Below are 26,795 nucleotides of genomic sequence, written 5' to 3'. Positions count from 1 at the left end.
TATAGAAAAATACATCCCGCATCTTCATCGCTGTTGACAACGAGGAGCATTCGATATTGTCTTGTAAAGCGATTTACTAAACCGCTTTACAATGGACCGGATCAATGGCCAAGGGAACGACGCCGAGCTTGAAGGATGTTGCGGCCGCCGCCAGCGTCTCGGTCACCACTGTGTCCCGTTTCGTCAACGGAAGCCTCGACCTACCCTTCCAGACAAAGAAGCGCATCGAGGACGCGATCAAGACGCTGAATTACCGGCCGAACCCGCATGCGCGCCGCCTGAGCAGGGGGCGCTCCGACACGATCGGCCTTGTCGTGCCCGATATCGCCAATCCCTTCTTCGCGACCCTCGTCGCCGCCGTCGAGCAGGCGGCCGACGAAAAGAAACTCGCCGTCTCGCTGCATGCCACGCTCAACCGGCCGGGGCGCGAGATCGAATATCTGCAGTTGATCGAGCGCAATCACGTCGACGGTCTTATCTTCGTCACCAACCACCCCGACGACGGCGCGCTTGCCGCCCTCATCAACGGCACCGGCAAGGTCATCATCGTCGATGAGGACATTCCCGATCCGAAGGCCCCGAAGCTGTTCTGCGACAATGAGCAAGGGGGTTATCTGGCTGGTCAGCACTTGGCCGCAAAGGGCCACCGGCATGTCTTGTTCATCGGAGGTGACAAGCGCATGATCAGCGCCCGCAGGCGTTATGACGGCCTGCTGAAGGCTCTTAAGGAACGACATGGCGAAGTGGCCCGGGCCGATCGCTTCGCCGGAGAATATACGATCGAATACGGCCGTGCGGCTGCGCTCGAATATCTCTCGGGAGACCGAAAGGCGACCGCGATCTTCGCCAGTTCCGACGAGATCGCCATTGGGCTGGTCGAGGTGTTCGGGAGCCGAGGCGTCTCGATCCCTGCTGATATCTCGGTCATCGGCTTCGACGATGTCGGTCCGCTTCATCTTTTTGCACCGCCGCTGACAGCGATCCGCCAGCCCGTCCGCCAGATCGGCCGGCGGTCGCTGGAGCTGCTTCTGGAAACCAATTGGCACGAGTGGAAACCATCCGCTTCGGAGGAACTGGTGCCTGTCGAAATCGTGGTGCGGAACTCCGTTGCGCCGCCCGCGAAATAAAAAACAGCAACGTCAGAAAACCAAAAGAGGATGAGAACATGACACTGAACTTGACAAGACGAACGATGATCGTAGCCGCCGGCTTCACCGCATTGACCTTCATCGGTCTGTCCGGCGCCCAGGCGCAGGAGAAGAAGACCGTCGCACTGGTGCAGATCAACCAGCAGGCGCTTTTCTTCAATCAGATGAATGAGGGCGCCCAAAAGGCAGCCGACGCCGCTGGCGTCAAACTTGTGATCTTCAACGCCAACAACGAGACGACCGCGCAAAACAGCGCGATCGAAACCTACATCCAGGAAAAGGTCTCGGGTCTTGCCGTCGTGGCGATCGACGTCAATGGCATCATGCCGGCGGTCAAGCAGGCGGCCGATGCCGGCATTCCTGTCGTTGCCATCGACGCCATCCTGCCGGAAGGGCCGCAGAAAGCGCAGATCGGCGTCGACAACGCCGCGGCCGGCGCCGACATGGGCAAATACTTTCTCGACTACGTCAAGGCGAACATGGGCGGCAAGGCCAAGCTCGGCGTTGTCGGCGCATTGAACTCGTTCATCCAGAACATCCGCCAGGACGGCTTCGAGAAGACCTTGAAAGGCGTCGACGGCATCGAAATGGCCGGCGTCGTCGACGGCCAGAACATCCAGGACAACGCCCTTGCAGCGGCCGAGAACCTGATCACGGCCAATCCCGACCTGACGGCGATCTACGCTACTGGCGAGCCGGCGCTGATGGGGGCGATCGCTGCTGTCCAGAGCCAGGGAAAGCAGGATAAGATCAAGGTATTCGGCTGGGATCTGACTGCCGAAGCCATTGCCGGCATCGATGCCGGCTTCGTCGTCGCCGTGGTCCAGCAGGATCCGGCCGCGATGGGCGCTGCCGCCGTCGATGCGCTGGTGAAGGCCTCGGCCGGCGAGGCCATCACCAAGACGATCTCGGTGCCAATCACCATCGTGACCAAGGAGAATGTCGAACCGTACCGGGCCGTTTTCAAATGATCGAAAGCGGACAGTATCAAATTGCTGCCGCCGGTTCCGGAGGGCACGTGCCCTCCGGAACCGGAACATCCGGCGGCACCCGATCCGGTCCGCGCGTCTCGCTGCGCGGTATCCGCAAGTCCTTCGGCTCGCACCAGGCGCTACGCGGCGTCGACCTCGACATCTTCCCCGGCGAATGCCTGGGCCTCGTCGGCGATAATGCCGCCGGCAAGTCGACACTGACGAAAATAATCTCGGGAACCTACATTCCCGATGCCGGCACGATCACCATGGAAGGCGAGGAGGTCCGCTTCTCCGGCCCCGCGGATGCGCGCGGCAGGAACATCGAAATGGTGTTCCAGGATCTCAGTCTCTGCGACCACATCGATGTCGTCGGCAATCTCTTTCTCGGCCGCGAACTCAGCCGCGGCCCGTTTCTCGACACGCGGACGATGCTGTCCGAAGCCCGCAAGATGCTGGATTCGCTGGAAATCCGCATCCCGAGACTGACCGGCAAGGTCGCCCAGCTGTCCGGCGGACAGCGTCAGGCGATCGCCATCGCGCGCGCGGCCTCCTTCAAGCCGAAGGTGCTGATCATGGACGAGCCGACATCGGCACTTGCCGTTGCCGAGGTCGAAGCGGTTCTCGCATTGATCAACCGCGTCAAGGCGAACGGGGTCTCGGTGATCCTCATCACCCACCGGCTGCAGGATCTCTTCCGGGTCTGCGATCGCATTGCGGTGATGTATGAGGGCACGAAGGTGGCCGAGCGGCAGATCGGCAGCACCAACCTCGAGGATCTCGTCCATTTGATCGTCGGTGAAGGAGCCAGGCAATGACAGCTTACACGGAACGCGGCCACGGCTCGCGCGCCGCCGATTTCTTCGGCGAACATGCGCAGGTGCTGTCGATCGCCATCTTCTTCCTGGCTTGCTTGATCTTCTTCTCGATCGGCAGCGAGACCTTCTTCACGCTCGGCAACATCCTGAACATCGTCCGGCAGGCCGCCCCCATCCTGATCGTCGCCATCGCCATGACCTTCGTCATCATTACCGGAGGCATCGATCTCTCCGTCGGCTCGCAGGTCGCGCTCGTCAATGCGGTTGCGGCAATCGTCATGACGATGGGAATTCCCTGGCCGTCCGTGGTCATCGGCATGCTGGTGCTCGGCGCGTTTATGGGTCTGGTTCAGGGCTGGTTTGTCGCCTATCAGGGCATTCCGGCCTTCATCGTCACGCTTGCCGGCCTCTCGATCCTGCGCGGCCTAGCGCTCTATCTGACCCAGGGCTATTCCATCCCGATCAAGGATGCGCCTGGCTTCTTCGCGCTCGGCCGGGGCGAAATCCTCAGCTTCCCGATCCCCGCGGTCATCGCCCTCATCATCGCCATTTTCGGCTATGTGATCATCACAGCGACGAAATACGGCCGGCAGGTCGTGGCGGTCGGCTCCAACATGGAAGCGGCGCGGCGTGTCGGAATGCCCGCCAAATGGATCATCGCCTCGGTCTACATCATCTCCGGGATCGCCTGCGCGGTCGCCGGCCTGCTGATTGCCGCCCGGCTCGGCTCCGGCTCGTCCAATGCCGCCGTCGGTTTCGAGCTGCAGGTGATTGCCGCCGTTGTTCTCGGCGGAACGTCGTTGATGGGCGGACACGGCACCATCCTCGGCACGGTGCTCGGCACGCTGACCATCGCCGTCATCGGCAACGGCCTCATCTTGATGCACATATCGCCATTCTTCACCCAGATCGTCACCGGTGCCATCATTCTCATCGCCATCTGGCTGAACACCCGCATCTTCACGGCCAATTTCCGGTTCGGGTTGGGCAGGAAAGGATGAGGCGATGAGCGAGCAGCCAACAGATAGCTTGTCCGAAGCGCATGTCCGCTCCGGCAAGGTGATGACGGTCACCGGCCCGATTTCGGCGGATGCGCTTGGCGTGACACTGATGCACGAGCATATCCTCAACGATTGCCGTTGTTGGTGGCATGCGCCCAAGACGCCGGAGCGCCAATATCTGACCGAAAGCTTCGTCTGCATGGAGATCCTCGGCGAACTCCGGCAGGATCCCTTCGTCAACAAGCACAATATCACCCTCGACGACGAACATCTGGCGGTAGTCGAACTCAAGGATTTCGCCGACGCCGGCGGACGGACGGTGGTGGAGCCGACCTGCAAGGGCATCGGCCGCGATCCGCTGGCGCTCCAGCGTATCTCAAAGGCATCCGGTCTCAACATCGTGATGGGGGCGGGATATTACCTCGGCTCCTCGCATCCGGAAGGCGTCGCGGCGATGAGCGCCGATGACATCGCGCGCGAAATCGTCCGCGAGGCAAGGGAAGGCGTCGACGGCACCGGTGTCAGGATCGGCATGATCGGCGAGATCGGCGTCTCTTCGGATTTCACCTCTGAGGAAGAGAAATCGTTGCGCGGTGCTGCCCGGGCGCAGGTGCTGACCGGCCTTCCAATGATGGTTCATCTGCCGGGCTGGTTCCGTCTCGGCCATCGCGTGCTCGACGTGGTGGCGGAAGAGGGTGCAAATCTCAGCCACACCGTCCTTTGCCACATGAACCCGTCGCACGACGATATTGCCTATCAGAGCGAGCTGGCAGAGCGCGGCGCCTTCATCGAATACGACATGATCGGAATGGATTTCTTCTATGCCGACCAGCAGGTGCAGTGCCCGAGCGACGAAGAAGCTGCGCGCGCGATCGTGCGTCTCGTCGAGGCCGGTTATCTCGACCGGGTTCTTCTGTCGCACGACGTCTTCCTGAAGATGATGCTGACGCACTACGGCGGCAACGGCTACGCCTACATCCTTCGCCACTTCCTCCCGCGTCTTCAGCGGCACGGCCTGGACGGGACGGTCCTTAACGAGATGATGCGCGGGAATCCGCGCCGCGTCTTTGAAACCGGAGCCTAGCTCCATCAATTCAATCGATCACAGGTAACCGGAAGACCATGACAAAGAAAATCCTCCTTGTCGGCGAGAGCTGGGTCAGCTCGGCCACGCATTACAAAGGCTTCGACCAGTTCGGCAGCGTCACCTTCCATCTTGGCGCCGAACCGCTGGTTAAGGCGCTCGCCGGCAGCGCCTTCGAACTCACCTATATGCCGGCGCATGAGGCGGTGGAGAAGTTCCCCTTCGATATGACTGGGCTCGACTCCTATGACGCCATCATCCTCTCCGATATCGGGGCCAATTCGCTGCTGCTGCCGCCGGATGTGTGGCTGCATTCGCGCACGGTGCCGAACCGGCTGAAGCTGCTGAAGGCATGGGTGGAAAAGGGCGGCGGCCTGCTGATGGTCGGTGGCTATTTCTCCTTCCAGGGCATCGATGGCAAGGCGCGCTGGCGCCGCACCCCGGTCGAAGACACTTTGCCCGTCACCTGCCTGCCCTATGACGACCGCGTCGAGATCCCCGAGGGAACCATTGCCGAAGTGGTGAAGCCTGAGCACCCGACGATGCAGGGCCTCGAAGGCGCCTGGCCGGTGCTTCTCGGCGTCAACGAGGTCGAAGTTCGCAACCGCGCCGATGTCGAAGTCGTCGCACGCTTGCCGCAGGATCAGGGTGGCTACCCGCTGCTCGTCGTTGGCATGCACGGCACTGGCCGGACGGCGGCCTGGACGTCGGATATCGGCCCACACTGGCTCTCACCTGCCTTCTGCGAATGGGAGGGCTACGGCCGGCTGTGGAAAAACATCCTCGGCTGGCTCACCGAGAACCAGGCGTGATTTCAGCACGCGGCAGGAATTGAAAAGGGAATGACATGCAGGAAATTTCGGACAGATCATCCAACGCGGTCAGGGACATCTTCGGCAGGGACAAGGTTCTGATCGGCATGATCCACTGCCCGGCCTTCCCGGGCGCACCCCGCTACAGGGCTGCTGCGATGGACGCGATTTACGACGCGTGCATGCGCGACGCCGAAGCCTGTATGGAAGGCGGCCTGCATGGGCTGATCGTCGAAAATCACGGCGACCTACCATTCTCGAAGCCCGAAGACATCGGCCCCGAGACGACGGGTTTCATGTCCGTCGTCACCGACCGGATCGCCCGCGCTGCCGGCATTCCGCTCGGCGTCAACGTCCTTGCCAATGCGCCGATTCCAGCCTTCGCCATCGCCATGGCCGGCGGCGCCAAATTCATCCGCGTCAACCAATGGGCCAATGCCTATGTTGCCAATGAAGGTTTCATGGAGGGCAGGGCCGCGGAAGCTATGCGCTACCGCTCGCTGCTCAGGGCCGAGCACATCAAGGTTTTTGCCGACAGCCACGTCAAACACGGCAGCCACGCCATCGTCGCCGACCGCTCGATCCAGGAACTGACGCGTGACCTCGCCTTCTTCGATGCCGACTGCGTCATTGCCACCGGCCAGCGAACCGGCAATTCGGCGACGATGGAGGAAATCGAGGAGATCGGCGCAGCGACGCATCTGCCACTGCTCGTCGGCTCCGGCGTCAACAAGGACAATATCGTCGATATTCTCAGCCGCACCAACGGCGTCATCGTCGCCTCATCGCTGAAACATGGCGGCGTCTGGTGGAATCCTGTCGACGTTGAGCGGGTGCGCGCCTTCCGGGCGGCCGCCGAACCGGGACTGGAGGGCTGAGCATGGGCGAGGAGCGCCTTTCAGACCGCATTCTGCGTGAGAACGACGCCGTCCTCCGGACGATGCTTGGCCACCGCTTCGTCGAGGATGTGAAGAACGACACGTTGAGCAAGGAGGCTTTCGAGCGTTACCTCGTCTACGAAGGCGCCTTCGTAGACAGCGCCATCTCGATCTTTGCTTATGCGGCGGCGACCGCCAAGAAGATAACGCAGAAGCGCTGGTTGATCGCGGTTCTCGACGGGCTGGCAAGCGAGCAGATCGCCTATTTCGAACGCACCTTCGCCAGCCGCAGCATTGATCCTTCATCCTTCGACACCGGCGTCGCCGAGGTCGAAGCCTTTCGTGCCGGCATGTTGGAGATCGCCCGCCAGGGCGGCTTCCTCGACACGGTCGCGGCGATGTTTGCGGCCGAGTGGATGTATTGGACCTGGTCGAAGGAAGCAGCAACCCGCTCGATCAGCGATCCGTTGCTGAAGGAATGGGTCGCCCTGCATGTCGATCCTAATTTCGCCGCCCAGGCGCAATGGCTGAAAAATGAACTCGACACGGCAGGAGAAACCCTGGAAGAGGATGAAATGGCGCGGTTGAGCGCGATTTTCGGCCAGGCGATGCAGCTCGAGATCGATTTTCACAATGCGCCTTATCTTTAGCTTCAGCCTTGCGAAAGCGGATGCATGCGCGCCTACATAGTCGGAAATGTCGCCATCGACGAAACTATCGCCGTTTCCGAACTTCCGGTCATTGGTGCCTCCATCCTCGGCACTGCCGGCGGCAGCGATCTTGGCGGCAAGGGCACGAACCAGGCGGTCGTCATGGCCCGCTGCGGCGTTCCGACAACGTTGGTGGCGCCTGTCGGCAGGGATGGGAGGGCCGAGATGATCCGCCACTACCTCGCCGAGGAACCGCTTCGGAGCGAACTGATCGAGATGGAAGATACGTCGAGCGACGTCTCGATCATCTTCCGGCTCCCGGGCGGTGAAAATGCCATCGTCACGACGACGGAATCGGCACAAAGCCTGTCCCTGTCCCATGTCAAACGAAGCCTGTCGACGGCCGGTCAAGGCGATCTGATGATGCTGCAGGGCAATCTGTCCGATCAGACAACCCGCGACATTCTGGAGCAGGCAAGAGCGATCGGCATGGTCACCGCATTCAATCCCTCGCCGGTGCGTTCCTATTTCTCCGACCTTTGGAAGTTGATCGACATAGCATTCCTCAACAAGGGTGAGGCGGAGGCCCTGACAGGAACGACAGGCAGGGATGCGGCAGAATATCTTCTGAGCCGGGGCCTGCGCGAAATCGTTCTGACCCTCGGCAGCGGCGGCGCGACGCTTGTCAATCGGCACGATAGCATCGAAGTGCCCGCCCGAGCGTGCGATGTGGTCGATACGACAGGTGCGGGCGATACGTTTATGGCCGTGGCGCTGGCATCCTGTGGGCTGCGGGGGAGACGGCTGGACAGGCAGGCCATCGAGCATGCGGCCGTCGCCGCCGCTATCACCGTATCTCGGCACGGGACCAGAAAGGCGTTCCCTACGGTTTCCGAGCTTGAAACGATCTTGAAATAACCGGCTTGACGCCATTATGCTGACGCTCACAAACAAACTCTGCGTTCTCGTCGACCGTTGGATGGGTTTTGGCGGCAGCGGCAGCCGACAGCTTCATCAAACCATCATCAGCCTCTGCGAAGGGATTGCTCCCGCACGAGTCACTCCGTCACATCTGCAGCATCCGGATCTTCATCATGACATCCTCCCCGATTTCAGCGCGCCTCTCCCCAACCGCGTCGTCCCGCCTCCTTGTGCTTGCCGAAACGGTGGTGAAGGCGGGCGAAACCGCCCGCGGCTCGCTGCGGCGGCGAACCTCTCAGGAAATGCTCGCCAAGGCGCCGCGCGACTATCAGACCGAGATCGATGTCGCCGTCGAGCGGATCATCGTCGACGAAATGACCAAGGCCTTCCCGGACTATGCCATCCAGGGCGAGGAAGCCGTCGGCAACCGCACCGCGGGGCCGGAGACGCCGATCATCTACATCGACCCGATCGACGGCACCACCAATTACGCCTGGGGCCTCCCACATTTCGGCATGACGATCGCGATCGCCGAGGCCGGCCGGCTGGTCGCCGGTGTCGTCTATGACGCCATGCAGGACGAGCTTTTCAGTGCCGAGCGCGGCGGCGGCGCCTATCTCGACGGTGAGCGCATCCGCTGCGCCGATGTCGGCGACATCGAAAACGTGCTCATCGGCGCCGGCCTGCCGATCCCCGGCCAGGTCAAGGCAGTTGCCGAAGAGACCTATTTCGACGCCATCAAACGCCTGATGGCCAATACGGCAGGCGTGCGCCGGCTCGGCTCGGCGGCCCTGTCGATCGCCTATGTCGCCTGCGGCCGGCTGGACGGCTTTTTCGAGGACGGGCTTTCGATCCATGATTTCGGCGCCTCGGCGCTGATGGTCGAGGAGGCAGGTGGTGTCGTCACACGTTTTTCCGGCGCAGACGTCAAAGGTCCGGGCGATATCCTCGCCGCCAGCAAGGCGCTGTATCCCTGGCTCAGGGAAGGCTTCCTGGTGAAGGCGTAATTGCTTTAGACCGGTACCAACCGTCCGAGCTCCGCACCGGTCCTTGCCGGCGCTCCCTGGTGAACGAGCGTATTGTCGCGGAAGACGAAGAAACTCATAAAACTCGGCTCGACCTTCATCCCGGCCTCTATCCGATCGTCGGGGGCCACCATTGCCTTCAGGCGGGTGCCATCGGCAAGATCGACATCGACCATCTTGTGTGTGCCGAAATCGACGATGCGATGGACGCAGGCGGCGTCCGCTCGGTCCGAAGGACGGATCGTCAGCGCTTCCGGGCGGGTGGCCAGCGTCACCGGCCCGTCGTCGACGGGAACGGCAACCGGGAAGAGCGGATGGTCGCAGACGCCGTTTCGGGTCCGGCTCAGGACGAAATTCATCGAGCCGATGAAACCGGCGACGAAGGCCGTCTGCGGCTGCCGGTAGATGGTGCTCGGTGGCGCGATCTGCTCGGTGCGCCCGTCGCGCATGACGACGATGCGGTCGGCAAGCGCCAGGGCCTCGTCCTGGCCATGGGTGACGAAGAGCGTGGTGATGCCGAGGCGCTGCTGGATATCGCGCACCTCCTCCCGCAGCCTTTCGCGCAGGTGCTGGTCGAGGCTGGCGAAGGGCTCGTCGAGAAGCAGGATCTTCGGCTCGAGCACCAGCGAACGCGCAAGCGCGACCCGCTGCTGCTGTCCGCCCGACAGCTGCGTCGTCATCCGCCGCCCGTAGTCGGCAAGGCCGACCATATCAAGCGCATTCTCGACGCGCTCACGGATTTCGGATTTCGGCAGCCGCCGCAGCTTCAGGCCGAAGGCGATATTGCTGAAGACATCCATATGCGTCCAGAGCGCGTGGCTCTGGAACACCATGCCGGTCGGGCGGCGCTCGGGTGGCAGGTTGGTCACATCCCTGGCATCGATGCGGATCGTTCCGCCGCTCGGACGCTCGAAGCCGCCGATCATTCTGAGAAGCGTCGACTTACCGGAGCCGGAGGGGCCGAGCAGACAGACAAGCTCGCCGTCGCTGACTTCGAGCGAAAAGTCGTTCACGGCAAAGGTGGTTCCGAACAGTTTCGAAACGCTCTCGATCGCCAGATGTGCCATTCTCAAACCCTTTCCTCAATCGAGGCTTCTCAGGCGCCAAAACCTCTCGCAAAGGCGCCGGTGCCGATAACGCGGCGGGCAAACATCAGCGCGATGAAGGACGGCACCCACAGCATGACGGAAAGCACGGCGCCGTATTGCACGACGATCTGATTGTTGATGAAGCTGATCATCAGCACCGGCATGGTGCGGATCTCGGGCGCGCCGATCAGCCAGGCGCCTTCGGTCTCGTAGAAGGTGCCGACGAAGGTCAAAAGCAGGGCGGCTGATATCGTCGGTGCGGCCTGCGGCAGGGTGATCGACCAGAAGACGCGCAGCGGCGCAGCACCGGCATCGCGGGCCGCCTCTTCCATGCGTCGGTCGACATTCTGGAAGGCGGCGACCGGGATCCAGATCATCAGCATCAGCGTGCCGACGAGCTGGATCAGCACCACGCCCCAGAAGGTGCTGATCAGGCCGAGTTGCAGGAAGATGCCGGCAATGGCGACGAGCAGGCCGAATTTCGGGAAGGCATGCGATGCGAGAAACGACAGGAACAGAATGTTCCTGCCGGGAAAGCGCAGGCGCGCAAAAGCATAAGCCGCGGGAAGGCAGATGACGGCGGACAGGAGCGTCACCGTCGTCGTCAGCCGCAGGCTGAGAAACAGAGCATCCCAGACATCCGGCCGCGCCAGCGTCTGGCCCCAGAAGCGCAGGCCGAACTGCTGCGGGATCACCGACGGATAACGCCAGATCTCGGTGAAGGCCCAGGTGCCGACGACGATCAGCGGCAGGGCGATGAACAGCGTCAGCAGGCAGGCGAAGACGAGGCCGACCCAGTCGAAGCGGAAAGTGATGCGCGATCTGCCGGCGCTCATGGCCGGGCCTCGCGGTTGCGGGCGATCGACCGGATGTAGAAGATGCCGAAGACCAGGCAGAAGCCGAAGGTGATGACGGCCTGGGTCATGGCATCAAGCGGGTCGTTCATGTCGGCGAAGGTGCGCTGCATGAACGGCCCCATCATTTCAGGCGATGCCGGGCCGAGCACATAGGGAAGGGTGAAGGCGGAGAAGATGCCGAGCACGGCAAAGGACGCCGTCACCAGCAGCGAATTGCCCATGCGCGGCAGGATGATCGAGACGAACACCCGAAACGGCCTTGCGCCGACGTCGCGGGCAGCCTCGATGGCGCTGTTCGAAACGGAGGAGAGCCCGGCCGTCAGCATCAGCACCGTCAGCGGAAGATTGTCCCAGACGAGGCCGATGACCGGTCCCCATGGCGTCAGATAGGGCGTGCGCAGCTTGGGCAGGCCGACGGAATTCAGCAGCAGGTCGACGGTGCCGTTCGGCCCGACGGTCCTGATCAGCGCATAGGCGAGGATGATCGACGGCACGAACATCGGAAAGATCGCCAGGCCCTGCACGTAAGCCGCAAGGCGCCCTTGCGAGAAACGAAGGTAGAGCGCGATCGGAAAGCCGATCGCGAGCAGCAGGGTGCCGCAGACGGCAGTGGTCCAGAGCGTCAGCCACAGATTGCCGAGGCTGTAGCCATCGGTAAAGAAGAAGCGGTAAGAGGCAAGTGAGAAGGCCGTCGCGCCATCAGGGCCTCGAACAAAAATCGTGCCGTAAACCGCCGAAAAGATCGGAAAGACGATCAGCCAGGCAAGCAGGAAGACCGGCAGGGCGACGAGGAGGAGCCCGATCGAACTCCCCCTGTTGATCGATTGGTGACGGCGCGGTGCCGCCAGCACGGTTTCGGCGGGCATCAGGTGCGGCTGATACCGGGAGCGACGCTGCGGTACCAGCCGTCGTTGATCGCCTTTTCCCAATCGCCGCTCGGGAAGGTCGGAATGGTCGATGGAATGACGTCGGCATATTTCTTGCGCAGATCGTCGGAGATGTGATCCCAGGAGATGGCGGGGAAGCCGCCGATCTGGGTGATGATCGCTTCCTGCATCTCCTTCGTCAGCATGAAGGCGGCAAGCTTCAGCGCCGCATCCTTGCTGGCGCCATTCGAGAAGACAGTGATGCTGGAGAAGCCACCGCAAAGGGCGAGATCGCCAAGCTGCACCAGCCCCGTCGTCTCCGGCAGCACGCCCTGGGCAATCGCCTGCAGCACCTGGTCCGACCAGACCGGCACCATGGTGACGACACCCTGGGCAAGCAGCTGGATCGACTGGGTGTTGCCTGATGTGTAGGCGCCCTTGTCGTAGAGCGAAGGCGCGAGATCATTGAGGATCTTCCAGGCCGGCGTCAGGGCCTCGGTGCCGTAGTCCGCCGTGTAATTGTCGACCTTGAATTTCTTCGGATCGCGGCCGTTCACCTCATGAATGGCGCGGCGGACGAAGTTGCTGCCCGAACCGCCCTTGTCGGGTCTGTTATAGATGAACTGGCCCGGATTGGCCTTGATCCAGGTGGTGAGCTGCTCCCAGCTCTTCGGCGCATCCTTCGGGTCGAGTTTGGTCGTGTCGTAGGCGAGCAGGACTTGCGAGCCGCGATAGGGAAGCGAGTAGGGGGTATCGTGGGCGAGCGGATTGATATGGTCGTAGCCTTCGATGTTTTCGGCTGACAGTTTCACCCAGAGGCCGGCATCGATGCCACCCGCCGGCAGGCGCGGATCGAACTGCTCGAAAAGATCGGCCTGCGGATCGGTTTTTGTCTTCAGCGCGGCGAGCGCGCGGTCGGCGATGGCGCGCAGGCCGTTATTGTCGCCGGCATCGGTTACCTTCAGGGCGACTTCAGGATGCGCCTTTTCGAAGGCCGGGCGGATGATGTTGTTCCAGAGGTCGATGATGTTGGCGTCCGAACCGCTATAGAGATCGATCGTGCCGACTGCCGCCGATGCGAAGCGCGGAAGAGCCAGAAGACCGGCCGCAGCCGAGGAAGTGATCAAAAATTCACGCCTGTTCATAATCCATCTCCATCAGCTATCGAGGCTCGGCCTCCGCAGGATTGTTCAGGACTTTGCTAGCGCCGCCGCGTAACATCGACATGACAGGAATGGCGCTATTCGAAGAGAATTGCACAGCTGTGCTTATTTTCGCCCATATGGAAATCGCGGGCTGCAGACACTATCTCTGGGCAAACAAGGAGACACCCAATGACCGAAGAACGTGCAGTGCTCGCCGGTGGCTGCTTCTGGGGCATGCAGGACCTCATCCGCCGCTACAAAGGCGTGATTTCGACCCGCGTCGGCTATACCGGCGGCGACGTGCCGAACGCCACCTACCGCAACCACGGAACCCATGCCGAAGCGATCGAGATCATTTTCGATCCCGCCAAGATCAGCTATCGGGAAATCCTCGAATTCTTCTTCCAGATCCATGATCCGAGCACCCGCAACCGCCAGGGTAACGATGTTGGCTTGAGCTACCGCTCGGCGATCTTCTACGTCACCCCTGAGCAGGAGCGCGTCGCCAGGGATACGATCGCCTATGTCGATGCATCAGGCCTGTGGCCCGGCAAGGTCGTCACCGAAGTCGTGCCGGTTAGCGATTTCTGGGAAGCCGAACCCGAGCACCAGGATTATCTGGAGCGGATTCCGAACGGCTATACCTGCCATTTCGTCCGGCCCGGCTGGAAACTGCCGGTCCGCCAGAAGATCGCCTGAAATTGATCAGGCTCCCATCGCCGCGCGGCTGGTTTCCAGAAGCGCGGCGACGAGATTTGCCCGTGGCGAGGATCGCGTCACCACGATGCCGACCGTGCGCACGGCGGACGAGCGGAGCAGGGGCAGCTTGACGATATCAAGGCCAGCCGGCCAGGGCGGCGCCCAATCCGGCACGATCGAGATTCCGAGACCGCGATCCACCATCACCGCGATCGCCTCCAACGCGTCGAGCTCATAACGCTCGACCGGATGGATGCCGATTTCGCGCAGATATTCATCGGCGATGTGACCACCCCACTGGTTGCGGTCGTAGCGGATGAACGGCAGGGTCTTCAACAGTTCGAGCGGATCCGCCCCCTCACAGTCCCGCGGAGCGATCAGCACCAGGGGTTCCTGGCGTAGCTTGTTGAAGGTCAACGTCTTCTGCATCGGAAATCGCGGCTCGATGATGAAGGCCGCATCCAGCGCGCCGTTCAAAACCTCGGCATAGAGGTCCATCGACGCGCCCGGCTTGAGGAAGATCTCGATCAGCGGGTAATCCTGGGCGAGACGGTGGAGAATGTCGGGAACGAGGCCGGTCAGCGCCGTATTGATCGCACCGATCCGCATCTCGCCCGAAATCGTCGCGGTACCGGCCATGGCCTTCAGGTCGCGTGTGTCGCGCACCAGATCCCTGCAGCGGTCGAGAATGGCAAATCCCGCCTCCGTCGGCCGCATGACGCGGCCGGAGCGCACCAGCAGCCGCACCCCGAGCTCGGCCTCCAATGCGCGGATACGCTGGGCAACAGCCGCAGGCGTGAGGTTCAGCCGCTGGGCCGCCTCCGCCAGCGAGTGCCGGTCGGCAACGACAATGAAGGTTTCGAGAAAGCGTGTGTCCATCGATAGTTTTTCTATCTCTTGAACGAAGCAGAAGCCATATTTTATTTACAATCCATTGCTCCGAAAGATGGCCCGACCATATGAGGAGATGAAATGGATTTCGGCCTGAAGGACAAGACGGCCCTGGTGCTTGGCGCCGGCGGCGGACTCGGCAGCGCGATTGCCGCCAAACTTACGCGCGAAGGCGCCAGAATTGCCGCAGCGGATATTGATCTCGCCGCCGCTGAGAAGACCACGGCTGCAATCGAATCCGAAGGCGGCAAGGCGCTGGCACTGCAATGGGACCTTTCCGATCTCGGTTCGATCGATGCGCATGTCGCTGCAATCGAGCGCCAGTTCGGCCCGGTCGATATCCTCATCAACAATACCGGTGGCCCGCCGCCGACCACCGTCTCCGGCCAGGATCCGACGCTCTGGAACCAGTATTTTCAGAGCATGGTGCTTTCCGTCATCGCCATTACCGATCGGGTGCTGCCTCAGATGCGGGCGCGCAAATGGGGGCGCATCGTCACCTCGACCTCGTCGGGCGTGGTCGCGCCGATCGCCAATCTCGGCATCTCGAATGCGTTGCGCCTGTCATTGGTCGGCTGGTCGAAAACGCTGGCGCGTGAGGTCGGGCGCGACGGCATCACCGTCAACATCGTCCTGCCCGGCCGGATCGCCACCGGCCGCATCACCTTCCTCGATGAACAGAAGGCCAAACGCGAAAACCGCTCCATCGATGACGTTGTCACTGAGAGCACCGGCAGCATTCCGCTCGGCCGCTATGGCCGGCCGGAAGAATATGGCAATGTCGTCACCTTCCTGGCAAGCGAACCTGCCTCCTATCTTACCGGATCGGTGATCCGCGTCGATGGCGGCATGATCCAGAGCATCTGACAGAAACCGAATTGGAACCGATACCCGATGGCCCTCAGCGCTGAAGCGATAGCAACCCTCAAGACCGTCTCGACGGCGACACTGACGACCGTTCTTCTAAAGAAGGGCCTGCGGAACGTCTGGATCCGCGGCGCCGTTCCCCTGAAGCCCGGCCAGCCGCGCATCGTCGGTCCGGCCTTCACCCTGCGCTTCGTGCCTGCCCGCGAAGATCTGGCGACGCCGGCATCCTGGGCCTCGCCGATCTCGACGCGCGCCGCGATCGAGGCGATGCCGGAAGGCTGTGTCGCCGTCGTCGACGCGATGGGCGTCACCGATGCCGGCATCTTCGGCGATATCCTCTGTGCCCGCATGCAGAAGAGAGGCGTTGCAGCCCTCGTCACCGACGGCGTCGTACGCGACCTTGCCGGCGTGCTCGATGCCAACCTGCCGGTCTGGTGCAGCGGCGTCGCAGCACCCCCTTCAGTCGCCGGCCTGACCTTCGTCGCCTGGCAGCAGCCGATCGGCTGCGGCGGCGTTGCGGTCTTTCCTGACGACATCATCGTCGTCGACCAGGACGGCGCGGTGCTGATCCCGGCCGATCTGCTCGAGGCGGTGCTGGCAGAAGCGCCGGAACAGGAGCGCATGGAAGCCTGGATCATGATCAGGATCGATGAAGGCGTACCGTTGCCCGGCCTCTATCCGATGAACGCCGAAACCAAGGCGCTCTACCAGGCCTCGAAGAAATAGGCTCCGGGCTAACACGGATTGTGGGGATCGCGGCTTCGCCCAGCCCGTAACCCAAATCGTGATTTACTTTTACGACAGAAATTCTCCCGACTTTTCTGCGGTGGAGATTTTTGTCGCGAAACTTAGGAATTACGCGACGGTATGATGCCGAACCGTCGCCTAGGCATAGGCTAGGCACCAGCCGGGAGCGCGAACCCAACATCGCTCGGCCGGCACCTCATCAGTACGATACAGCCGGGTCACCCGCTTGTGCTCCCCGCTCTCGAACGCCGCCGCGAGCGCTTTTTCCGATTCCTCATCGCGCGTTCCTTCACAGGGGAAGATAGCCACCGGCGAAATCCATTGCGCGTGAAATTCCTCAGTCCTACGCGTCACGAGGAACACCGCCCCGCGAAGGTGCATGTTGCTCCAATTGCTGCTAGTAAATCCAAGATCGGTCGTAAGCGGTAGGATCAACCTTCCGCCATTATTGAGCCGGTCCAGCCAAATATTCGCGGGCCGGGTCGCGCCGGCGTTCACATAGATCACATCGGCGGAATCGAAAGCTACGGAGCTGCCATCTCCCTGAACCACGGAAACGTTCCGATAGGCAGCGAGATTTGCTTTCGCCCGCGCAGCAAGCTCCTGCTCGAACTCAATCGCCGTCACCCTGCCGGATGCGGCAACGAGGTCCGCCATGATCGCAGAATAGTAGCCGGCACCAGCGCCAACATGCACGATATGCTCGCCCGCTTGCAGGGTGGCCCGCGAAAGCAGGAAGGCATGAAGTGAAGGTTGTCCGTTGTTGATGTGGCGCTCAGGGACGATACCAACAACGTCATCCGTATAGAGGTAGACCGGGTCGGCGGTCGGGGTCGGAACATAGGCTTTTCGCATTCGGAAGATCGGCCACGGACCGGGACCAAGGAAATCTTCTCGCGATACTTTGGCAAAGGCTGCTTCAACACGTTCATCGACAACTCTCACAGCCGCCGTGATCTGCTTCGCATAAGCTCGCCGCACGATCTTCAATTCGTCAGGTGTCATCAGCAGAACCACCTCCATAAATTCCTGTCGCGAAAGTCCCGAAACATGCGACAGATATGATCCACCGCTCCAGGCGTCCTCGCCTCCTGCCATGAACGACCAGGTCTGGGTCGGAACCGGCCGTTCAAATGTCGCAAAAATCCTAAGTTCCGCGACAGTACCGGAAGCGCTTATTTTCCAGGGATTTTCTGGCGCAAATATCAGCCGCAGAAATCGACGATCTGCGACCGACATCTGCAATACCGAATGGCGGGTATCCCGCGAAACCCAATGGGAAGAAGACCGTCCGCTTTCCACCCATCTGTGCCGCTACCCGTGTGTTGCAAAAATCCCGACTTTTGCCGCGTTCGGAAGTCAGGATCTCCGCGACAAGGCAGGAAATTCGTCCTTGCCGTGCACCGGCAGGTCAGCGGGTAAACCACCCCGCTGACCAATGCCTATTCGTCAGAATAGGTTGCGACCGTCACTCCGCGGATCACCATCTATCTGGTGAGGCGTGTAAAGGTCGGCACGAGCGTTTCGCCGCCAAGGTCTTGCAGGAGACTCCGGATCATTTCTGATGGTCGTAACAGCGATCGCAGCTTCCCCACTTGTGGGGCATCGTACCGCCCATTGCCCATCAGGCGCAGCTATTCCGGAGGGGACCGTGACGCTCTGCGGCGCATGAGCTGAAAAACTGATCCAGTAGGAATTACTAGCAGCGTGTCCTAATGCCTCCGCAGCGAAAGCCAGTGAAGGCGTTGAAGGCGTCTCGCCTGTGGTCGAGAATAGTACGCAATCGACATCATGCCGTTCATATTCTGTGAAAATTTCCGGTTAATGCAGTTCCATGCCCATCGAGCAGCCGAAACGGAGACCGTCCACCTCAAAGGTCACCGGATTTTTTCCCGGCGAGTACATAAAAGAGATTTTCGTATTCGATAGCAGACGCTCGTCATAACGTGTCACCAGCTCTCCACGATCGGATATCACATAGAGACTATTATGCGGTCGATGTGGAGAAGAGAGCTGATGGACGGAGCCGAATATCGTCCATAGCTCAAGTTCGCTCGCAAATTTTCTGGTAGTCTCCAGTTCCTCCCGCAAAACACTCCATTCGCAGCGGGTCCAATCGGACGGGCCAATTTCCCGAGGTCCATTCTCAGACATGATGCGCTTGTTAGGCGAACAGGTCGCTCCCTCGGGGAAGTGTATGAGGCGAGCGCCTTTCTTATGGGCCTCCTCCATAAGGCTGCGCATTTCCGCTCCGCTGCCACGGAGCGCCGAAATATCACGAGGATCGTTGAACAGCGATGTTTGGGCGACAGCGATCCGTATTGAACGGATCACGGGCTCGTCCGTAAGTTGGCGGATATGTTGAAGAGCTGCGGTGTAAGATTCGCCGGTTTTGGCTGCGCGAGCACGTACAAGGCGTTTGAGATTTCCGTTTTGCGTCATTGTCAGGCCTTTCACGTCTCGGACGCAGTTCCCCAGCAACCCGCCCGAAACGATCGGACCAAGACAGCGGCCTGAGACGAAAGTCCCTTTGCCTCCGTTCAAGACCATGCTGGGGAAGGTCTGGGAGGTTAGGCGCAGGCCACGCCGAAATAAAATTGTCGAGCAGGTGCTGATTCGTCAAGCTGTTGTTGCGACTGATACTGGCGAAGTCGCAAAACCCGACGCTATGCGACGGTCAGGCGAAGCGAATGCTTCACGGAAATATCTTCAGCAAGCTAAACCGCTCGCAACGCCCGTGCCGCAAGCGAATAGTGCATCACAAAATACTTGCTTTCCACATTTAGGTTAGGGGCCGGGCGACTTCGCGGCCTTTTTGTTTTGGCGCAGATGGAAGCTGCTCCGGTAAACCGAAAAGCTTCCGTCGCCTCTCAATGGCGCGGCACGTAATCCAGGCCGCCGTCGATCCGTGCCGGGCGCCCGTCCAGGAAAAGCTCACCGATGCGTGGCGCCGACCGCGCAATGACCTTGCCGCGGCGGATCACCGCCAGGCGGGTGGGTTTCAGCCGCAGCGCTTCCAGCGTGTCGCTGGCCTGAAGGATGACCAGGTCGGCGCTGCATCCCTTTTCCAGGCCGTAGCCTGCAAGGCCCATCGTCTTTGCCGAATTGACGGTCAGCGCCTCGAAGATCCTCTTCTTGTCGTCGATGCCGGCCATCTGCGCGACATGGATTGCCATATGGCCGACTTCCAGCATGTCGCCCGATCCCATCGAGTACCAGGGGTCCATGACGCAATCGTGCCCGAAGGAAACATTAAGCCCCGCATCCATCAATTCCCTAACACGGGTCATGCCGCGGCGTTTCGGATAGGTGTCGTGCCGGCCCTGCAGCATGATGTTGATCAGCGGATTGGGGATGACGTTGATCTCGGCCTCCGCCATCAGCGGAATGAGCTTGGAAACATAATAGTTGTCCATCGAATGCATCGAGGTCAGATGCGAGCCGGCGACGCGCCCCTGCAGGCCGAAGCGGATGGTTTCCGCAGCCAGTGTCTCGATATGGCGCGAGAGCGGATCGTCGGTTTCGTCGCAATGGATGTCGACCGGCAGGCCGCGATCGGCGGCGATGCGGCAGAGCGCCTCGACCGACGCCGTACCTTCGCCCATCGTCCGTTCGAAATGGGGAATGCCGCCGACGATATCGACGCCCATGTCGAGGGCGCGGTTGAGCGCGTCGATTGCGCCTGGCGAGCGGTAATAACCGTCCTGGGGGAAGGCGACCAGCTGCAGATCGATATAGGGCGCGACCTTTTCGCGAACCTCGATCATCGCCTCGACGGTCACCAGTCTGGGATCGCTGGTATCGACATGGCTGCGAATGAAGAGCAACCCCTGCGTCACCGCCAGATCGCAATAACGCAACGCACGATCGACCAGTTCCTCCTTCGTCACGATCGGGCGCAACTCTCCCCAGAGCGCGATGCCCTCGAGCAGCGTGCCGGATACGTTCATTCGCGGCAGGCCGAGCGACAGGGTAGCGTCCATGTGGAAATGCGGATCGACGAAGGGCGGGTTGACCAGCCGGCCGGTCGCGTCGATCTCTTCTTGCGCCTGCGCCTGGAGATTGGGCTCGACAGCGATGATCTTGCCGCCCTGGATGCCGATATCGATGCCGGTTCGGCCATCGGGGAGATTTGCATTTCTGACGATCAGATCGAGCATCGAAGCCTCGTTGGACAGAAGTGGTTCAGCGTTCGCCGCGCCGATAGGGCTGCATCAGCGCCTGTGGAACGCGGGCGCGGCGGGCCATGACGGCAAGGGCGGCAATGGAAAGGATATAGGGCGTCATCAGAAAGAGCTGATAGGGCACGAGCCCGCTGAGTGCGGTTTGCAGCCGAAGCTGAAAGGCATCGAAGAAGGCGAAGAGCAGGGCGCCGAACAGCGCGCGGCCCGGCCGCCAGGAGGCGAAGACGACAAGCGCGATGCAGATCCAGCCACGTCCCTGCACCATGGTCGGGAAGAAGCTGTTGAACGCCGACAATGTCAGGAAGGCGCCGCCCATTCCCATCAGCGCGCTTCCAGCAATCACCGCGCCGTAGCGCACCTTCATCGGATTGACGCCCTGGGCTTCCGCCGCATGCGGATTTTCGCCGGTCATGCGGATCGCAAGGCCGACGGGCGTGCGGAAGATGATGTAGGCCATCAGCAGGGCGATAAGGATTGCGAGATAGGTCGGCGCCGTCTGCGTGAAGAAGGCCGGCCCGATGAAGGGCAATGTCGAGAGACCGGGAATGGCGATCGGCTGGAACGGCACGATGGTGGGCGGAGTATTGGCAAGCGGCACGATCAGCCGGAAGACATAATAGCTGAAGCTGGAGGCAAACAGCGTGACGCCGAGACCGGAGACATGCTGGGAGAGGCCGAGCGTCACCGTCAGCGATGCATGCAGAAGGCCGAAGACGCCGCCGGCCAGCGCCGCAATCAGCAGGCCGGTCCAGAGATCGGCGCCGTGATAGACCGAAAGCCAGCCGATCATCGCGCCGAAGGTCATGATGCCTTCTATACCGAGATTGAGCACGCCGGCCCGTTCGCAGAGCAATGCGCCAAGCGTGCCGAAAATCAGCGGCGTGGCGATGCGCAGGATTGCCGCCCAGAGCCCCGCCGAACCGATGATGTCGAACAGTTGCATCATCGCCGGATCCTGTATTGGGTGAAGAACAACGCGATCAGCATCGTCAACAGCGACAGCGCCACCGTGACATCGGCGATATAGGTGGGGATGCCGAGGCCCCGGCTCATGCCGTCCGCGCCCACGAACATGGTGGCCGTGAAAATGGCGGCGAAGACGACCCCCAGCGGATTGAGGTTGGCGAGCATCGCGACAACAATGCCGGAATAGCCGAAACCCGGTGACAGATCGGTCGTCACGTAACCCTTGACCCCCATCACCTCGATCGCTCCCGCGAGCCCCGCAAGCCCGCCGGACAGGCAGGCGACTTTGACCAAGGTCTTGCCGAGCGGGACGCCGGCGAAAATCGCGCCGATGGGATTGAGGCCGGCTGCGCGCGACTGCATGCCGAATACGGTGCGGGACTGAACAAAATGGACGACGACGGCCAGCCCTATCGCGATCGCAAAGCCGATATGCAGGCGTGAGCGGGCAATCAACTTCGGCAGCATGGCATGATCGCTGACGGATTGCGACTGCGGCCAGCCGAAGGCGAGGGGATCCTTGAGAACGCCGTCGATCAGCATCGAGACGAAGAGCACGGCGATGAAGTTCAGCAGCAGGCTGGTGACGACCTCATCGACCGAGAAGCGCAGCCTGAGCCAAAGGGGAATGAGAATGAGCACCATGCCGGCAACGGCGCCGATCAGCAGCAACAGCGGAATGAGAAGCGGAGCCGGCAGATTGCCCAGCAATTTCGAGCTCGCCGCGGCAACGGCGATGGCGCCGAGATAAAATTGGCCCTCGGCGCCAATATTCCAGAGCCGCGCCCGAAAGGCGACGGCGGCGGCAAGCCCCGTCAGCATCAGCGGCGTTGCCCGCGTGAGCGTTTCGGTCGCCGACAGCCGCGAGCCGAAGGCACCGATCAGGATACGCCAATAAGCATCGAGCACCGGCGCGCCGGCAATGGCGATCAAGATGCCCGCCAGCGCAAGCGCTGCGATCACCGCGATAACGGGCGTGCCGATCAGCAGGTAAAGCGGACGATGCTCGCGGCGCTCAAATCGCATGGCTGGTCTCGCGGGTCTCTTGCCATTCGCCAGCCATCATCAGCCCCAGCCTGCGGGCATCCGCGTCTTCCGCCTCGACGGGCGGTGACAGGCGGCCACCGACGATTGCCTGTATACGGTCGGCGAGCGCGATCACCTCGTCGAGATCTTCGGAGATCAGCAGGACGGCGGCACCCTGCCGGCGGGCTTCCAGCAGGCGCGCGTGCACGGCCGCCACGGCCCCTTCGTCGAGTCCACGTGCGGGCTGCGCGGCGATCAGGATACGCGGTCGCCGATGCAGGTTGCGGCCGAGGATGAGCTTCTGCATATTGCCGCCGGAGAGCACCCGGGTACGCGCGGCCGGCCCGCCGCCGCGAACATCGAATTCGTCGATGATCGCCCTTGCAAAGGCCATGCCGGCCTTGCGGTTGACAAGACCGCGGCGCGAGAAGGCCGGTGAGGCAAGGCGCTCAAGGACGGCATTTTCCCAGACCGCCATCTCGCCGATCACGCCCTCCGCGTTGCGATCTTCAGGAATGCGGCCGATACCGGCGTCGACGACCTCGGCGACGCCGAGATTGCCGACGGCTTCGCCGAACAGGCTAAGGTCGCCGCCGCTGCGTGCCAGCGTGCCGGAGAGAAGGTGCGCCAACGCCGCCTGACCGTTGCCGGAAACGCCGATGATGCCGAGGATCTCGCCCTGGTGCAGCCGAAAGCTGATCGATTTCAACCGATCGACGCCGTTCATGCGCACTGTGATATCGATGGCTTCGAGCGCAACCGCGCCGGGCGTCGACGGCTCGCGCACCGGCCGCGTCACCCGGCGGCCGACCATCAGTTCGGCGAGTTCCGCCTTGCTGGTTTCAGACGCCTTGCGTTCGGCGACCATCTTGCCGCCGCGCAGCACGACGATGCGGTCGGCTGCCGCCATCACCTCGTCGAGCTTGTGGGAGATGAAGATCAGCGACAGCCCCTGGCGGGCCATCTCCTTCAAGGTCGTAAACAGCCGTTCGGCCTCGATATTGGTCAGCACTGCCGTCGGCTCGTCGAGGATCAGGATGCGGGCATCGTTATAGAGCGCCTTGAGGATCTCGACGCGTTGCTGCTCGCCGACCGACAAGTCGCCAATACGGGCATCCGGATCGACCTTGAGGCCGAAGCGCTCGGAAATCGCCAGGAGCTTCTTTCGCGCCGCTGATGTTCCCGACCGCCAGACCCACAGGCTTTCGGTGCCGGTCATGACATTTTCGAGAACGCTCAGATTGGGTGCGAGCGAGAAGTGCTGATGTACCATGCCGACGCCGGCGCGGATCGCCGCACGCGGCTTGCCCTGTGGCACCTCCAGACCGTCGATCAGAATCCGGCCGGCATCGGGCATGTAATGGCCGAAAAGGATGCTCATCAGCGTGGTCTTGCCGGCGCCGTTTTCGCCGAGCAGAGCGACGACCTCACCCCTGGCAAGCGTCATGGAAATATCGTCATTGGCAAGATTGCCGCCGAAGCGCTTGCTGACGCCGATAATCTCCAGCACAGGTTCGGTCATGACGGTAATCCAGCGACTGGAAAACGGTGCTGCCATCGCCCCTCGGCCTCCAGACGTGCGGCAAGCGACAGCAGGCGCGGCTCGTGAGCCATCGGCGCCATGATCTGCACCGGCAGCGGCATGCCATGCTCATCCTGTCCGAAAGGCAGCGTCAAAGCAGGAAAACCCGAAATATTACCGAGGCAGGCAAGCGGCGCGAATGCCGTCATCCGCTCGAGATGGAGATCCGTGTCGCCATGATCGGACGGAAAGGAGCCGATCGCAAGAGGCGCAGACGAGAGCATCGGCATCACGATGCAATCAACCCTGTCGAACAGCGCCCAGAGGTTATGGCTCACCAGGACAGCCTCGTTCAGTCTATCCCAGAGCCTGGTGGCGGGAAGCGCCCGTCCGCGCGCCGCGAAGGCCTGCGTCAGAGGCTCGGCCCTGCTTTCATCGAGACCTAGCGCCTTGATCAGCGCCGCGAGGTTGACGGAGACGATATCGGCGAAGGCGCGGCGGCTTGACGTGACACTCCGTTCGAATTCGGCCCAGCTCAGCGGAACGAGCTCGTGTCCGTCGTTCTCGAGGGCACGAGCGGCAGCCTCAACGGCTGCGAGCCGATCGCCCTCGGTCGGATGGACCGATCCGGTATCTGCCAGCAAGCCGATTCGCAAACGGCCGTTGCCGATGTCGACAGGAGAAGGATCCGGAAAGGGCCCTCGTGAATTGCCGCTCAGCCTGTCGAATATCCGCGCGGTATCCCGCACCGAGCGGCAAACCGCGAGTTCGCTGGCGATCCCGCCGAGGTGATTGCCAAAGGATGGTCCGCCCGGCATGGCGCCGCGTGTCGGCTTCATTCCGACAAGGCCGCAGCAGGCTGCGGGCACGCGGATCGAGCCGCCGGCATCGGTCGCGTGCGCAATGGCGACGATGCCTGCGGCAACCGCTGCTGCCGCACCACCGGAAGAGCCGCCTGGCGTCCGTGCCGGATCGAGCGGATTGCGGCTGACTGGTCCGATCGCCGGTTCGCTGGCAAGCGACAGGCCGAATTCCGGGCTCGTCGTCAAGCCGAACAGACAGAAGCCGGCGTCGCGGAAACGGAAAGCGAGGTCGGAATCGGCTTCGCCGCCTTTTCTTTCGAAGAGACGGGACCCGGCCGCGACCGGCAGGCCGGAGAAAGGCCCGCCAAGATCCTTCGCCAAGGTCGGCACGCCGGCAAACGGCCTGGCGGCAACCTGTTCGGGCTCACTCTGCCGTTCCCGGTCGCGGCCCTCGGCCGAAGCGAGGCCCATCGCTGCATCGCGATAGGCGATCGCGCCGATCCGCTCTTGCCGCCGATCTGCGTCAAGAGAAGCCCGCATCGCCTCTGCGGCGCTCAGCCGGCCATGCCTGATCGCTGCCGCCAGGTCTGTTGCATCGCCCTGCATGAGCCGAATTACTTCGGCTCTTCCATCATCTTCGGGACCTCGAAGGTGCCGGCCTTGATTTCCGCCCGCTTGGCTTCCATCGCAGCCTCGGCTCCAGCGGGCGCGACACCCTTGACGAAGACGATATCGCTGCCGCCTTCCTTCATCAGGCCGTAAGACGTGTAGTTTCTGCCGACCGGCTTTCCGGCAGCGACATCTGCGATCGCCGCATTCAGGATCGGGCGGAAGTACCACATGGCGTTGGCGAATACTGTATCCGGGTAGCGCGGCGTATAGTCGATCAGCGAGCCGACCGACTTGATGCGGCGCTCCTTGGCGGCATCGGCAGTGCCGATGCGCTCGCCGAACAGGATGTCGGCGCCGGCGTCGATCTGGGCAAGACCAGCTTCTCGCGCCTTCGGCGGATCGAAGAAGGTGCCGATGAACGAGACGAGGTGCTTGGCGTCGGGATTGACGGCCTTGACGCCGGCGGCGAACGCATTGATCAGCATGTTGACCTCAGGGATCGGAATGGCGCCGACGGAACCGACAACATTCGACTTGGTCATCTTGCCGGCCAGCATGCCGGCAAGATAGGCGCCGTCATGGTTCCAGGTGCCGAAGACACCGAAATTGTCGCCGGCCTGCTCGCCGCTCGAACCCAGCACGAAAGCGGTATCGGGATAATCGGCTGCCACCTGTCTGGCCTCTTTCTCCACCGCGTAGGCTTCGCCAATGATCAGCTTGTTGCCCTGTTCGGCATATTCGCGCATGGCGCGCGGATAATCGGTGCCGGAGACGCCTTCGGAGAAGACATATTCGATGACACCGTCCTTGGCTGCGTCCTGCAGGGCCTTATGCAGACAGGAGTTCCAGGCATTTTCGACCGGCGATGCATGGATGCCCGCAACCTTCAGCGGCGCGGCAGCTCTCGCCAGCGGGACAAAGCCGCTGACGCCCAGCGCAATACCCGACGCGATCACTGCCCGGCGTGAAATCAGGATGTCTTTGGTCATTGACTGCTCCCCTTTTTTTACCGTTTGGTTCAAAAATCATAGGTAGCGCCCAAAAATGTGTCAAGCGTCGAATGGGCTTAAAAATCAGGCTGTTCGATCCATTGCCCCGGGTCCTTCAGCCGATTTTTTCCGAACTCGAATCGTGAAGGGCTTCGGCCGAAAGAGCGCGGCATGGCGCGCTCAGCCGCCGGCTTCTCGAGCGGTCAAGGCTCGACGTTGAAAAAC

General features: G+C 61.8%; 25 protein-coding genes and 1 pseudogene. 13 read left to right on the top strand and 13 right to left on the bottom strand.

What is annotated here, in order from left to right:
- The first annotated feature begins 104 nt into the window (after positions 1-104).
- The 10 genes from ACS4RS_RS27370 (at position 105) to ACS4RS_RS27325 (ending at position 9,290) form a co-directional block, all read left to right on the top strand.
- The gene (locus ACS4RS_RS27370) at positions 105-1,127 is read left to right on the top strand and encodes a LacI family DNA-binding transcriptional regulator (RefSeq protein ID WP_449314048.1); all 1,023 of its coding nucleotides are present in this window, start codon (positions 105-107) and stop codon (positions 1,125-1,127) included.
- Positions 1,128-1,165: 38 nt separating this feature from the next.
- On the top strand, positions 1,166-2,119 hold the full coding sequence (locus ACS4RS_RS27365) for a substrate-binding domain-containing protein (RefSeq protein WP_439013155.1): 954 nt from the start codon (positions 1,166-1,168) through the stop codon (positions 2,117-2,119).
- Complete coding sequence (locus ACS4RS_RS27360; RefSeq protein ID WP_439013154.1) at positions 2,116-2,937, top strand: ATP-binding cassette domain-containing protein; 822 nt, start codon at positions 2,116-2,118, stop codon at positions 2,935-2,937. Before ACS4RS_RS27365 ends, ACS4RS_RS27360 begins: the two co-directional genes overlap by 4 nt.
- A complete protein-coding gene (locus tag ACS4RS_RS27355) occupies positions 2,934-3,938 on the top strand; it encodes an ABC transporter permease subunit (RefSeq protein WP_439013153.1) in 1,005 nt (334 codons plus the stop codon). Before ACS4RS_RS27360 ends, ACS4RS_RS27355 begins: the two co-directional genes overlap by 4 nt.
- A 4-nt stretch (positions 3,939-3,942) precedes the next feature.
- The gene (locus tag ACS4RS_RS27350) at positions 3,943-5,022 is read left to right on the top strand and encodes a phosphotriesterase family protein (protein WP_439013152.1); all 1,080 of its coding nucleotides are present in this window, start codon (positions 3,943-3,945) and stop codon (positions 5,020-5,022) included.
- Between the two features lie 38 nt (positions 5,023-5,060).
- On the top strand, positions 5,061-5,834 hold the full coding sequence (locus tag ACS4RS_RS27345) for a glutamine amidotransferase (RefSeq protein ID WP_439013151.1): 774 nt from the start codon (positions 5,061-5,063) through the stop codon (positions 5,832-5,834).
- A 35-nt stretch (positions 5,835-5,869) separates the two neighbouring features.
- Positions 5,870-6,712 (top strand): BtpA/SgcQ family protein, encoded by an 843-nt coding sequence (locus tag ACS4RS_RS27340; RefSeq protein ID WP_439013150.1) that lies wholly within the window; start codon positions 5,870-5,872, stop codon positions 6,710-6,712.
- A gap of 2 nt (positions 6,713-6,714) precedes the next feature.
- Complete coding sequence (locus ACS4RS_RS27335; RefSeq protein WP_439013149.1) at positions 6,715-7,362, top strand: TenA family protein; 648 nt, start codon at positions 6,715-6,717, stop codon at positions 7,360-7,362.
- 24 nt (positions 7,363-7,386) lie between these two features.
- Positions 7,387-8,280 carry a PfkB family carbohydrate kinase gene (locus ACS4RS_RS27330; RefSeq protein ID WP_439013148.1) on the top strand — a complete coding sequence of 298 codons (894 nt, stop codon included), beginning with the start codon at positions 7,387-7,389 and terminating at the stop codon, positions 8,278-8,280.
- Positions 8,281-8,456: 176 nt separating this feature from the next.
- Positions 8,457-9,290, top strand: a complete 834-nt coding sequence (locus ACS4RS_RS27325) for an inositol monophosphatase family protein (RefSeq protein WP_439013147.1) — start codon at positions 8,457-8,459, stop codon at positions 9,288-9,290.
- Positions 9,291-9,295: 5 nt separating this feature from the next.
- Here the strand turns inward: ACS4RS_RS27325 and ACS4RS_RS27320 are convergent, their stop codons facing one another.
- The 4 genes from ACS4RS_RS27320 to ACS4RS_RS27305 are packed head-to-tail and all read right to left on the bottom strand — an operon-like array spanning position 9,296 to position 13,264.
- Complete coding sequence (locus tag ACS4RS_RS27320; RefSeq protein WP_449314047.1) at positions 9,296-10,375, bottom strand: ABC transporter ATP-binding protein; 1,080 nt, start codon at positions 10,373-10,375, stop codon at positions 9,296-9,298.
- 29 nt (positions 10,376-10,404) lie between these two features.
- Positions 10,405-11,232, bottom strand: a complete 828-nt coding sequence (locus ACS4RS_RS27315) for an ABC transporter permease subunit (RefSeq protein WP_439013146.1) — start codon at positions 11,230-11,232, stop codon at positions 10,405-10,407.
- Positions 11,229-12,119, bottom strand: coding sequence for an ABC transporter permease subunit (locus tag ACS4RS_RS27310; protein ID WP_439013145.1), 891 nt, complete (start codon positions 12,117-12,119; stop codon positions 11,229-11,231). The genes ACS4RS_RS27315 and ACS4RS_RS27310 overlap by 4 nt, the downstream gene beginning before the upstream one ends.
- On the bottom strand, positions 12,119-13,264 hold the full coding sequence (locus ACS4RS_RS27305; protein ID WP_439013144.1) for an extracellular solute-binding protein: 1,146 nt from the start codon (positions 13,262-13,264) through the stop codon (positions 12,119-12,121). Before ACS4RS_RS27305 ends, ACS4RS_RS27310 begins: the two co-directional genes overlap by 1 nt.
- A 189-nt stretch (positions 13,265-13,453) precedes the next feature.
- On the opposite strand from ACS4RS_RS27305, the gene msrA reads away from it, so the two are divergent.
- Complete coding sequence (gene msrA / locus ACS4RS_RS27300; RefSeq protein WP_439013143.1) at positions 13,454-13,963, top strand: peptide-methionine (S)-S-oxide reductase MsrA; 510 nt, start codon at positions 13,454-13,456, stop codon at positions 13,961-13,963.
- A 6-nt stretch (positions 13,964-13,969) separates the two neighbouring features.
- On the opposite strand, the gene ACS4RS_RS27295 is transcribed toward msrA, so the two are convergent.
- Positions 13,970-14,842 (bottom strand): LysR family transcriptional regulator, encoded by an 873-nt coding sequence (locus ACS4RS_RS27295; protein ID WP_449314046.1) that lies wholly within the window; start codon positions 14,840-14,842, stop codon positions 13,970-13,972.
- Between the two features lie 93 nt (positions 14,843-14,935).
- On the opposite strand from ACS4RS_RS27295, the gene ACS4RS_RS27290 reads away from it, so the two are divergent.
- Together ACS4RS_RS27290 and ACS4RS_RS27285 are read left to right on the top strand one after the other, a co-directional pair.
- Positions 14,936-15,721, top strand: a complete 786-nt coding sequence (locus ACS4RS_RS27290; protein WP_439013142.1) for an SDR family oxidoreductase — start codon at positions 14,936-14,938, stop codon at positions 15,719-15,721.
- A 27-nt stretch (positions 15,722-15,748) separates the two neighbouring features.
- Complete coding sequence (locus ACS4RS_RS27285) at positions 15,749-16,447, top strand: ribonuclease activity regulator RraA (RefSeq protein WP_439013141.1); 699 nt, start codon at positions 15,749-15,751, stop codon at positions 16,445-16,447.
- A 159-nt stretch (positions 16,448-16,606) separates the two neighbouring features.
- On the opposite strand, the gene ACS4RS_RS27280 is transcribed toward ACS4RS_RS27285, so the two are convergent.
- The 8 genes and pseudogenes from ACS4RS_RS27280 to ACS4RS_RS27245 form a co-directional block, all read right to left on the bottom strand.
- Positions 16,607-17,707 carry a methyltransferase domain-containing protein gene (locus tag ACS4RS_RS27280; protein ID WP_439013140.1) on the bottom strand — a complete coding sequence of 367 codons (1,101 nt, stop codon included), beginning with the start codon at positions 17,705-17,707 and terminating at the stop codon, positions 16,607-16,609.
- Positions 17,708-17,917: 210 nt separating this feature from the next.
- Positions 17,918-18,910 (bottom strand): annotated as a pseudogene (locus ACS4RS_RS27275) (carbon-nitrogen hydrolase family protein).
- Positions 18,911-19,338: 428 nt separating this feature from the next.
- On the bottom strand, positions 19,339-20,628 hold the full coding sequence (locus ACS4RS_RS27270) for an amidohydrolase family protein (protein WP_439013139.1): 1,290 nt from the start codon (positions 20,626-20,628) through the stop codon (positions 19,339-19,341).
- Between the two features lie 25 nt (positions 20,629-20,653).
- Entirely contained in the window at positions 20,654-21,598 is a 945-nt protein-coding gene (locus ACS4RS_RS27265; RefSeq protein ID WP_439013138.1) for an ABC transporter permease subunit, read from the bottom strand.
- On the bottom strand, positions 21,595-22,644 hold the full coding sequence (locus ACS4RS_RS27260) for an ABC transporter permease subunit (RefSeq protein WP_439013137.1): 1,050 nt from the start codon (positions 22,642-22,644) through the stop codon (positions 21,595-21,597). Before ACS4RS_RS27260 ends, ACS4RS_RS27265 begins: the two co-directional genes overlap by 4 nt.
- Positions 22,634-24,166: an ATP-binding cassette domain-containing protein gene (locus ACS4RS_RS27255; RefSeq protein WP_439013136.1), complete on the bottom strand. Its 1,533-nt coding sequence runs from the start codon at positions 24,164-24,166 to the stop codon at positions 22,634-22,636. The genes ACS4RS_RS27260 and ACS4RS_RS27255 overlap by 11 nt, the downstream gene beginning before the upstream one ends.
- Positions 24,163-25,575 (bottom strand): amidase family protein, encoded by a 1,413-nt coding sequence (locus ACS4RS_RS27250; RefSeq protein ID WP_439013135.1) that lies wholly within the window; start codon positions 25,573-25,575, stop codon positions 24,163-24,165. The genes ACS4RS_RS27255 and ACS4RS_RS27250 overlap by 4 nt, the downstream gene beginning before the upstream one ends.
- 8 nt (positions 25,576-25,583) lie before the next feature.
- Positions 25,584-26,570 (bottom strand): BMP family protein, encoded by a 987-nt coding sequence (locus ACS4RS_RS27245; RefSeq protein ID WP_439013134.1) that lies wholly within the window; start codon positions 26,568-26,570, stop codon positions 25,584-25,586.
- Between the last annotated feature and the right edge of the window lie 225 nt (positions 26,571-26,795).

It is taken from the genome of Rhizobium sp. F40D2 (genome assembly GCF_051810745.2).
In the GTDB taxonomy this organism is placed as follows: domain Bacteria; phylum Pseudomonadota; class Alphaproteobacteria; order Rhizobiales; family Rhizobiaceae; genus Rhizobium.
Note: the sequence above shows the minus strand (reverse complement) of the source record. Positions and strands in the feature narration are given on the sequence as shown.

Bases quoted from the DNA above. Each gene is read 5' to 3' on its own strand.
- ACS4RS_RS27340 (WP_439013150.1), top strand. From the start codon at position 5,870: ATGCAGGAAATTTCGGACAGATCATCCAACGCGGTCAGGGACATCTTC.
- ACS4RS_RS27320 (WP_449314047.1), bottom strand. From the start codon at position 10,375: ATGGCACATCTGGCGATCGAGAGCGTTTCGAAACTGTTCGGAACCACC.
- ACS4RS_RS27255 (WP_439013136.1), bottom strand. From the start codon at position 24,166: ATGACCGAACCTGTGCTGGAGATTATCGGCGTCAGCAAGCGCTTCGGC.
- ACS4RS_RS27250 (WP_439013135.1), bottom strand. From the start codon at position 25,575: ATGCAGGGCGATGCAACAGACCTGGCGGCAGCGATCAGGCATGGCCGG.
- ACS4RS_RS27310 (WP_439013145.1), bottom strand. From the start codon at position 12,119: ATGCCCGCCGAAACCGTGCTGGCGGCACCGCGCCGTCACCAATCGATC.
- ACS4RS_RS27285 (WP_439013141.1), top strand. From the start codon at position 15,749: ATGGCCCTCAGCGCTGAAGCGATAGCAACCCTCAAGACCGTCTCGACG.
- ACS4RS_RS27365 (WP_439013155.1), top strand. From the start codon at position 1,166: ATGACACTGAACTTGACAAGACGAACGATGATCGTAGCCGCCGGCTTC.
- ACS4RS_RS27330 (WP_439013148.1), top strand. From the start codon at position 7,387: ATGCGCGCCTACATAGTCGGAAATGTCGCCATCGACGAAACTATCGCC.
- ACS4RS_RS27270 (WP_439013139.1), bottom strand. From the start codon at position 20,628: ATGCTCGATCTGATCGTCAGAAATGCAAATCTCCCCGATGGCCGAACC.
- ACS4RS_RS27280 (WP_439013140.1), bottom strand. From the start codon at position 17,707: ATGTCGGTCGCAGATCGTCGATTTCTGCGGCTGATATTTGCGCCAGAA.
- ACS4RS_RS27245 (WP_439013134.1), bottom strand. From the start codon at position 26,570: ATGACCAAAGACATCCTGATTTCACGCCGGGCAGTGATCGCGTCGGGT.
- ACS4RS_RS27325 (WP_439013147.1), top strand. From the start codon at position 8,457: ATGACATCCTCCCCGATTTCAGCGCGCCTCTCCCCAACCGCGTCGTCC.
- ACS4RS_RS27335 (WP_439013149.1), top strand. From the start codon at position 6,715: ATGGGCGAGGAGCGCCTTTCAGACCGCATTCTGCGTGAGAACGACGCC.
- ACS4RS_RS27350 (WP_439013152.1), top strand. From the start codon at position 3,943: ATGAGCGAGCAGCCAACAGATAGCTTGTCCGAAGCGCATGTCCGCTCC.
- ACS4RS_RS27360 (WP_439013154.1), top strand. From the start codon at position 2,116: ATGATCGAAAGCGGACAGTATCAAATTGCTGCCGCCGGTTCCGGAGGG.
- ACS4RS_RS27315 (WP_439013146.1), bottom strand. From the start codon at position 11,232: ATGAGCGCCGGCAGATCGCGCATCACTTTCCGCTTCGACTGGGTCGGC.
- msrA (WP_439013143.1), top strand. From the start codon at position 13,454: ATGACCGAAGAACGTGCAGTGCTCGCCGGTGGCTGCTTCTGGGGCATG.
- ACS4RS_RS27370 (WP_449314048.1), top strand. From the start codon at position 105: ATGGCCAAGGGAACGACGCCGAGCTTGAAGGATGTTGCGGCCGCCGCC.
- ACS4RS_RS27345 (WP_439013151.1), top strand. From the start codon at position 5,061: ATGACAAAGAAAATCCTCCTTGTCGGCGAGAGCTGGGTCAGCTCGGCC.
- ACS4RS_RS27290 (WP_439013142.1), top strand. From the start codon at position 14,936: ATGGATTTCGGCCTGAAGGACAAGACGGCCCTGGTGCTTGGCGCCGGC.
- ACS4RS_RS27355 (WP_439013153.1), top strand. From the start codon at position 2,934: ATGACAGCTTACACGGAACGCGGCCACGGCTCGCGCGCCGCCGATTTC.
- ACS4RS_RS27265 (WP_439013138.1), bottom strand. From the start codon at position 21,598: ATGATGCAACTGTTCGACATCATCGGTTCGGCGGGGCTCTGGGCGGCA.
- ACS4RS_RS27260 (WP_439013137.1), bottom strand. From the start codon at position 22,644: ATGCGATTTGAGCGCCGCGAGCATCGTCCGCTTTACCTGCTGATCGGC.
- ACS4RS_RS27305 (WP_439013144.1), bottom strand. From the start codon at position 13,264: ATGAACAGGCGTGAATTTTTGATCACTTCCTCGGCTGCGGCCGGTCTT.
- ACS4RS_RS27295 (WP_449314046.1), bottom strand. From the start codon at position 14,842: ATGGACACACGCTTTCTCGAAACCTTCATTGTCGTTGCCGACCGGCAC.